This window comes from Hansschlegelia quercus, assembly GCF_004310425.1.
Classification (GTDB): domain Bacteria; phylum Pseudomonadota; class Alphaproteobacteria; order Rhizobiales; family Methylopilaceae; genus Methylopila; species Methylopila quercus.
Map to the genome: position 1 here is coordinate 116,505 of NZ_SIUB01000010.1, position 8,635 is coordinate 125,139.

Here is an 8,635-nt window from a genome sequence, read left to right on the forward strand (position 1 = left end):
ACGCATCGCCCCGCCCCGCCAACTTGGCCGAAAGCGTCATCCGCGCGCGGGCTTGAGCTTGACCAGCCGGTCGCGCAGCCAATCGCGCAGCATCGACTTTTCATAGGCGAGCCGGTCGCTCGAGGCGCGCGCGCCGATGTCGTTGAGGTAGTCGATGTCGGTGACCTGCTCCTCGCCGCGCGCCAGCGTGCGGCCGCGCTTCGTAACGGCATAGCGCAGCATGATGCGCGGCGGGGTCACATCGCGCAGAACGCGAATCTGGTCGCCGGGCGGTTGCCGCCATGGCTCGAACTGCCCGCCCGGGCGAACGCTGAGGATTTCGATCGTCGCCGAGCGGCCGGGCGGGAGCAGCCGGTCGCCCGTGCGCTGAAGAAAGCGGCTGAGTTCGCGAAAGATGCCCTCCCGCTCCGACGCGCTCCGGAAATCCCGCGAGTCGACCAAGGTCGATGAAGGCGCGGCGCGCACCGTCACCCTCCGCGGAGGCGAGCGCGAGCGGCGTTACCCTCATGTCGCTCCTCCAGAAATCTGTGCGTGGCATGCTCCATCTTTAAGCGACCGATTGTGGCGCCGGGGCAACGGCCGATTGCGAAGGCCTTTTACTGGCCGCAAATCCGACTCCTTCTCGCCTGTTTCCGACGAGGACTGAAGCATCCGGCTACCTGCACGTGGGATGCCAGACGTGACGAACTATTCGATCGGCCGTCTCCGAAATGAAGGCCTGACAGTAACGTGGGAGAGACGTTTCGAGATCCTACCACAAACCCATAGCCCAAACTAACATCACTTGGAATATCGCCGGATTATTGATTTTGATTAAGTGACTCGTCCGCGGGTAATCCCCAGTCTAGAACTATTATATTTATATAGTTCGCGCCGCGACTTGAGTTTCCGACCTCATCCAATCTTTAACCTCCGAACGCGTGAGTTCGGGGGTTACGATGATCAGACCGCTTGTTGCCTTATCCGCCATCGTGGCGATGACGGCGATCGCCGAGAAAGCAGCCGCCCAGCAAGCCGCTGACGCCACGACGCTCGAAGAGATTTCCGTCGAGGGTCGCGCGTCCGGCGCCGGAACCGGTCAGGGCTCGGGAGCGCCCGGCGTCGCGACGAATGATGGCTATGTGCCCAAGACCACACGCACCGGCACGAAGACCGACACGCCGGTGAATGAGGTGCCGATAACGATCAGCACAGTCACCCAGTCTGAGCTCGAGGATCGTAGGCCTCAGACGCTTGAAGAGGCGCTTGCTTACACGCCCGGCGCTAGAACTGGCGCTTTCGGCTTCAACCCACGGTTTGACAGCTTCTTCATCCGCGGCGTGGACGTCGGCTTCACGGGCGTGTTCCGCGACGGCCTAAGGCAATTCACGAGCCCGAGCGGACAGGTCCGGTTAGAGCCCTATGGCCTTGAATCGATCTCGATCCTGAAGGGTCCTGCGTCTTCGGTCTACGGCGCCAGTTCCTCCGTCGGCATCGTTGACCTCGTCTCGAAGCGTCCGACGGATTACAAGTTCGGCGAAGTGGAAGTGCAGGGCGGATCGTTCGACCGCAAGCAGGTGGCGTTCGACATAGGCGGTCCCGTGAACGAGAGCGGCACAGTGCTCTATCGCTTCACGGCGCTTGCTCGCGACGCGAGCACGAGCATCCCGGGGTACCCCGACAATCGCGTCTTCGTGGCGCCCGCGGTCACCTTCCAGCCGAACGACGACACCAAGCTCACCCTGCTTGGGGAGTTCATGGATTCAAAGTCGGGTGGCTCATCGTTTTTCGACAATGATACCGAGCCGTATACGCTCAAGGACGGGACGGTGACCAATCAGCCGACAGGCGTCAGCGACAGCGCGCTCTATAATTCGGACTATAACGACTTCAGCGTGAAGCAAGGCCGCGTTGGTTACGAGTTCGAGCATTCTTTCAGCGATATGGTATCGGTGCACCAAAACCTGCGGTGGTCTGCGCTCTCAACCAACGAAAGGTTCGGAACCACTACTTACGCTGGTTTAGTCAAGGAGAGCTTGCAGTCGTTAGCGGCGGACACCTACCTGAAGACGAGGATCGCCACAGGTCCAGTCAATCACACCTTACTAACCGGCATTGATATCGGCCGCTCCAGCTACAATTCGCGCAACAGGTACAATTTTGCCGAAATCGCCGATCCTGACCTACCGGAGCCGACCAGACAGGAACAGACCCTCATCGGTGCCTATGTGCAGGATGAGGCGAAGGCCGGACCTTGGCGGCTTCTTGTGGGCGGCCGGCATGATTGGCTGGACAGCAGATATTTCGCGCCTTCTACGATCACTACTGTCGTAGACCCTGCCGGCGTCCCCACTGACGTGTTGAATCCTTCCCAGACCACTAAGCAGGATAAAGGCGCATTCACAGGCCGCGCAGGCTTGAGCTATGTGACGGAATACGGGCTGACGCCCTATGTCAGCGCCGGCAACTCGTTCATCGCTAATCCCGGCACCGTCATAAACGGTGGCGTTGCAAAGCCTACGCGTGGCAAGCAGGTTGAGGCCGGCGTCAAATACGACGTGCCGGGCCACAACACCTTCATCAACGCTTCGATCTTCTGGCTGAAGCAGACTGATGGCATCGTCTACACAGTCGTCAACAGCGTGAACCAGCAGACCCAGCTTGATTTCCGCTCGCAAGGCTTTGAGATCGAGTCAAACACGTCGCTCGCCAACGGAATCAACGTCAAGGCGTCGTACAGCTTCATCGACACTAAGATCACAAAGCTGTCTCCTGACACCGAAGGCAATCAGCTCAACAGCATCCCTAAGCACTCCTTCTCGATCTGGGGAAGTTACGACGTGCCGACCGGCCTTCTGAAGGGCTTCGGCTTCGGCGCCGGCGTGCGACACACCGGATCTAACTTCGGCGACGACTACAACCGCGCCGTTATCAAGAACAAGCCGGTGGCTTACGTTGACGCCAACATCAGCTACGACTTTGAGGCACTCGATCCAAAGCTGAAAGGCGTGAGCGCGCAGGTGAACGCCGAAAACCTTCTCGACAAAGAAAACCAGGTCTGCTCGGCGAGCTATTGCTACCTGAACCAAGGCCGGAAGGTCATCGCGAGCCTGCGCTACCGGTGGTGAATACCACTGATCCGGCGGGCGAGGGGTCGATCTCGTCGTTTCCTGCCCGCGTTATCGTTGGGCTCGGCGGGCTCTATGTCACGCAGAGCGTCATCGGCGGGGTGGTCTTCACCGGCCTTCCCGCCGTCATGCGCCAGAACGGCGCGTCGCTCAACGACATCGCCTTCATCCTGCTCACGGTCCTGCCCTGGTCGTTCAAGTTCCTCTGGGCGCCCTGGGTCGAACGATACCGCTCGCCGCGCGTCGGCCTGCGGCGGTCGCGGACGGTCATCGGGCTCGTCGGCGCCTGCGCGGTGGGCGCGGTGATCGCCTGCGCGCTGATCGGCCCGACGTCGCTCGGCCCGCTCATGGTCGCCATGATGATCGCTTCGTTCTCGTCCGCCACGCTCGACATCGCCTGCGACGGCCACGCGGTGGAAAGCCTGACGGAGAAGAACCACGGCTGGGCCAACTCGGCTCAGGTCGGCGGCGCCTATATCGGCGCGGCGATCGGCGGCGGCTTGTTCCTCGTCCTCATCGACCATCTGGGGTGGACGCCCTCTGCGCTGATCATGGCCGGGGTTCTGGTCGCGCTCGCGCTTCCATTCCTGACCACGCCCGACGGGGCCCGCTCCGCTCGGCCCGACGCGCCGCGCCAATCCCTTATGGCGGCGTTGAAGCGGCCAGAAATCCTTTCCGGGATTGCGCTGATCTCGCTCTATGTGCTCGGCCAGAAATGGTCCTCCGTGCTGATCAGCCCGTTTCTGATCGACGCCGGCCTCAGCCTGACAGCGATCGGCGTGCTGAATGGGGTCGGCGTCACGGTCGCGGGCCTGATCGGCGCGGTCAGCGGCGGCTATGTGGTCCGCAGGTTCGGGGCCTTCCCGGTCATGGCGGCGTCCATGGCGGCGCAGGTCCTCGCCACCGTGGGTTTCGCCCTCTACGCTTATTTCGGCGCACGCTCGCCGATCGCCCTCGTCCTGCTCGGGCTTCTGAGCTCCGGCGCCATCTCGCTCGGCATCGTCGCGGTCTATTCCGAACTCATGGGCCGCGCCTCGCTCGACCAAGCCGGCGTCGACTTCACGCTGTTCCAGAGCATGGACGGGATCGTCAGCCTGATCGGCTGGTGGCTCGTGAGCTCGTTCGGCGACACGCTCGGCTTCGCGTTCTGCTTCGCCGCCTGCGCTTTGCTCGGCATCGTCGCGCTCGGCGCGCTGCCGATCCTCGCCCGCCGCTCCTCAACCCTCCCGGGGAAGGCCGACCAGCGCGCGTGAGAACTCATCGGCGTCGAACGGCTCCAGGTCGTCCACCCCCTCGCCGACGCCGATGAAATGCACCGGCAGACGGAAGCGGTCGGCGACCGCGACCAGGATGCCGCCCCGCGCGGTGCCGTCGAGCTTGGTCATCACGAGGCCGGTGACGCCGGCGACCTTGCCGAACGCCTCGACCTGGCCGAGCGCGTTCTGGCCGGTCGTGGCGTCGAGCACCAGCAGGCTGTCGTGCGGCGCTTCCGGATCGAGCTTCTTCAGCACCCGCACGATCTTCTCGAGCTCGGCCATCAGCCCGGCCTTGTTCTGCAACCGGCCGGCGGTGTCGATGATGAGCAGGTCGGCGTCTTCCGCCTTGGCGCGCTGCCAGGCCTCGTAGACGAGGCTCGCCGCGTCGGCCCCGGTCTCCTTGGAGACGAAGATCGCGTCCGCCCGCTTCGCCCAGACGGCGAGTTGCTCAACGGCGGCCGCGCGAAACGTGTCGCCGGCTGCGATGACGATCTTCAGCCCGGCGGTGCGAAAACTCTCGGCGATCTTGCCGATCGTCGTGGTCTTTCCCGAACCGTTGACGCCGACGACCAGCACCACGGCAGGCCGGGCGCTCTCCGGCGGATCGAGCGGCCGCGCGACCGGCGCGAGCACGCGCGCGACCTCCGTGGCGACGATCGCCCGGACGCCCTCGCCGTCGAGCGCGCGATCGTGGCGCGCGCGGCCGACAGCGTCCGAAATGCGCGACGCCGCCCCGACGCCAAGATCGGCCTGGATCAGCAGGTCTTCGAGGTTCTCGAGCGTCGAGGCGTCAAGCTTCTCCTTGGTGAAGAGCTCCGTAATGCCGCGCGTCAGTGATTGCGAGGTCTTGGAGAGCCCCCGTTTCAGCCGCGAGAACCAGCCGTCTTCGGTCTCGATATCGCTCATGCGCTCGCGCTCACGATCAGCCTTCGGCCGTCATGGCCGGTCGGTGTGACGTCGACGATGGCGCCCTTCGGCGTCGCGACCGGCAACGCGACCAATGTGAAGTCGGCGAGCCTTCCGGCGCCCGCCCCTTCCGAAAGCGCGAGCGCCCGGCGGCCGACATGGGCGTCGAGATGGCGCGCGAGCAAGGCTTCGCCCGTCTCGCGCAACCGCGCCGCGCGCGCCTTGACGACGGGCGGCGACACCTGGGGCATCCGCGCCGCGGGCGTGTCCGGCCGGGCCGAGAACGGGAAGGCGTGGACATAGGCCACGCCGCAGGCCTCCAGCACGCTGAGCGTGTTTTCAAACATCCCCTCGGTCTCCGTCGGAAAGCCCGCGATCACGTCCGCGCCAAAGGCGACATCCGGCCGCGCGTTCCGCACCCGCTCGCAGAAGCGGATGGCGTCCTCCGCGGAATGGCGGCGCTTCATCCGCTTCAGGATCATGTCGTCGCCGGACTGCAGCGAGAGATGGAGATGCGGCATGAGCCGCTCCTCGTCGGCGAGCGCGCCGAGCAGATCCTCATCCACCTCGACGGCGTCGAGCGAGGAGAGGCGTAACCGCCTCAGCTCCGGAACCTCGCGCAGGATCGCGCGGACCAGCGTCCCGAGGCTGGGGCGCCCGGCGAGATCCGCGCCCCAGGCGGTGAGGTCAACGCCTGTCAGCACCGCCTCTACGGCGCCGAGCCCGACCACGCGCCGGACCTCTGCGACCACCGCCTCGACCGGCGTCGAGCGCGACGCTCCCCTGCCGAAAGGAATGATGCAGAAGGTGCAGCGATGGTCGCAGCCGGTCTGAGCCTGCACGGAGGCGCGAGGGCGCAGGATGTCGGCGTCCGCCGGGGGGCGAGAGACGTCCTCGACCATGAAGGCGTCGCCAACCTCGACGCGTCGGCTCGCTTCGGTCGAGACCCAGGTCTCGCGCCTCGCGCGCGCCGCCAGCCCGACCACGCGCGAAACCTGCGGCATGGCGGCATAGGCGGCGGGCTCGATCTGGGCGCCGCACCCTGTGACCACGATCTCAGCGCCCGGGCGCACGCGGGCCGCCCGGCGCACCGCCTGCCGCGCCTGCCGCCCGGCTTCGGCAGTGACCGCGCAGGCGTTGACCACCACCATGTCGATCGCGCCGCCGGCGCGCGCGAGCGCCCGTACGCTCTCGCCATCGAGCGCGTTCAGCCGGCAACCGAAGCTCAGAACGTCGACACCCATCTTGGCCGCGATATGCCCGACCGCGGCCCAAAACGCCACCGCCCTCGTCGCCGCGCCTTGGCGGCCGGCGGTCTCGCCGGCCTGTCGCTGTCACGACGCCTTCGCCGCCGCGCGCCATCTTGTGCGTCTGAGGCCTCGCGTGTATGCCCTTGCCCATCGACGCTCTCGATTATGCGGAGAGGTGCCAGAGTGGTCGATTGGGACGGTCTCGAAAACCGTTGTGCGGGCAACCGTACCGTGGGTTCGAATCCCACCCTCTCCGCCACCACTCGGAACAAGCGCTGAGTTCCAAGGTGGTCTTAGAGAAATCAACGGTCTCGTAACGCTGGTGTGGTACACAAGAGTGGTACACACAGTGGCATTGCACGTGATCAGACCGACCAAACATCCGCGGACGGGAATCTACCGCGTGCGGGGCCGATACCCTGCAGAGCTTTTCGAAGTTTATGGCAAGGCCGAGTTCAAAGTGTCTCTTGGAACCCGGGATCCGGAGGAGGCGCGAGTCCAAGCGCCCGTCGTGCTCGCAGAGCTTGAGAAGAAGTGGCGACGGGACAGCCTGACCTTCGCATCAACGCGCGCCGAGACAGCCGGACGCGAGCCGATCGACTTGACGCGGCGACAGATCGAAGCGCTCGCCGGCGAGATCTACCGCAATTTCCTGAAGGATCACGAGGACGACCCCGGTGATCCAGGGTCATGGAAGGGTCAGCTCGACGAAGAACTGCGCTTGCAGGACGTGTTCCGCAAGAGCAATCCAATGAACGGCTGGCAGTTCCAGCAGAGGCGTTGGAGCTCGGTCATCACAGACCACGTTTCTCAGCGCGGTCTAGTGATCAGCCTGAAGTCGCGTCAGGAGCTGGGGTCCGCAGTCTTCAAGCATATGCAGGCGGCCCAGAGGGAGCTGATGCGGAAGGCCGAGGGGGACTTTAGCCCCGACGACTACGAAAAGCGTTTTCCGAGTTGGGAGGCGCCAGCAGGGAACCGCACGCTTGAAGCGATCTTTGAGCCTTACGCGAGAGAGGCTGAACTCGCTCCGTCCACGCGAAACCGCTTCAAATCTGTCATCCGGCGGCTGCTAGTCGAGCACATCAAGCGGGACGACTTCGGAGCCATCACCAGTGAAAAGCTGATCTCCTGGAAGAACAAACTTCTTGAGGAGGGGCTCGCGCCTCGCACGATACGTGACGTGCACCTCGCCGCGATAAAAGCTGCTTGCAATTGGGCCGTCTCGGAACAGTTGCTAGCCGCCAACCCTGCCGTCGGCGTCAAGATCATTGTTAAGAAGCGACCTCAGACACGAACTCAGAAGGGCTACACGCTCGGCGAGGCGCTAACGGTGCTTACTGCAGCGGCTGGCGTCGTGGACGACGGGCGCCTTTTTCCAGATCGCTACGCCGCTCGCCGGTGGGTTCCATGGATCTGCGCCTACACCGGAGCGCGAGTGAATGAGATTACCCAGATGCGCGCCGAGGATATCTTCCAGGCGATGGACGAAGAAGCCGTGGACCCGATCTGGATGTTCCACATTACCCCAGAGGCCGGCTCCATCAAGAACGGCATGCCTCGGGACGTTGCGGTCCACAAGCATCTGATTGACCAAGGCTTCATCGAGTTCGCGCGCAGCGTCGGCAGAGGTCCATTATTCTATGACCCCGCGCGTGCGCGGGGTGGATCCGCGGTGCATCCGATTTACAAAAAGACTGGCGAGCGGCTTGCAGCCTGGGTGCGGGAGCTCGGCATTAACGACCCTGAGCTTCAGCCCAACCACGGCTGGCGCCATCGATTCAAGACGATCTGCGTCACACGAGAGATCGAGGAAGCCGTCATCCACCAGATCACTGGTCATTCGGAGACCTCGGAGGGCAGGAAGTACGGCGACATCTGGCCCAGCGTGTCCAAAGCCGCGATGGATAAAATCCCGAGGTTTGCAATCGAAACGCCGCCGCCTCGGCGCGGCCTTCAGGTCGATGGCTCGCCGTCCTAGTCGCAAGTCACGGCCGGGGTCTTGAGCGTGTTGCTGGCGTCAGTCGTCGAGCCGATATAGCGCCTCGCTTACCTTGCTGCGCATGGAGGCGACGGCGGAACAGCCTTTTGGACCTTCGCCACCGCCGTGAGCCTCGAC

At 64.2% G+C, this 8,635-nt stretch carries 6 protein-coding genes and 1 tRNA gene; 4 read left to right on the plus strand and 3 right to left on the minus strand.

Features of this window, described 5'->3' with window-relative positions:
* Positions 1-36: 36 nt before the first annotated feature.
* Positions 37-465, minus strand: coding sequence for a DUF3016 domain-containing protein (locus EYR15_RS16080; protein WP_165455528.1), 429 nt, complete (start codon positions 463-465; stop codon positions 37-39).
* A gap of 473 nt (positions 466-938) precedes the next feature.
* On the opposite strand from EYR15_RS16080, the gene EYR15_RS16085 reads away from it, so the two are divergent.
* Entirely contained in the window at positions 939-3,107 is a 2,169-nt protein-coding gene (locus EYR15_RS16085) for a TonB-dependent siderophore receptor (protein WP_131004591.1), read from the plus strand.
* Positions 3,101-4,360, plus strand: coding sequence for an MFS transporter (locus EYR15_RS16090; RefSeq protein ID WP_245498365.1), 1,260 nt, complete (start codon positions 3,101-3,103; stop codon positions 4,358-4,360). The genes EYR15_RS16085 and EYR15_RS16090 overlap by 7 nt, the downstream gene beginning before the upstream one ends.
* On the opposite strand, the gene ftsY is transcribed toward EYR15_RS16090, so the two are convergent.
* Positions 4,325-5,269, minus strand: a complete 945-nt coding sequence (gene ftsY, locus EYR15_RS16095) for a signal recognition particle-docking protein FtsY (RefSeq protein ID WP_131004592.1) — start codon at positions 5,267-5,269, stop codon at positions 4,325-4,327. The genes EYR15_RS16090 and ftsY overlap by 36 nt on opposite strands.
* On the minus strand, positions 5,266-6,513 hold the full coding sequence (gene mtaB, locus EYR15_RS16100) for a tRNA (N(6)-L-threonylcarbamoyladenosine(37)-C(2))-methylthiotransferase MtaB (protein WP_131004603.1): 1,248 nt from the start codon (positions 6,511-6,513) through the stop codon (positions 5,266-5,268). Before mtaB ends, ftsY begins: the two co-directional genes overlap by 4 nt.
* A gap of 175 nt (positions 6,514-6,688) precedes the next feature.
* Between mtaB and EYR15_RS16105 the strand changes: the two genes are divergently transcribed.
* Positions 6,689-6,778: transfer RNA gene (locus EYR15_RS16105), tRNA-Ser, on the plus strand.
* A gap of 102 nt (positions 6,779-6,880) precedes the next feature.
* Positions 6,881-8,497, plus strand: coding sequence for a DUF6538 domain-containing protein (locus EYR15_RS16110; protein WP_131004593.1), 1,617 nt, complete (start codon positions 6,881-6,883; stop codon positions 8,495-8,497).
* The last annotated feature ends 138 nt before the right edge of the window (positions 8,498-8,635 follow it).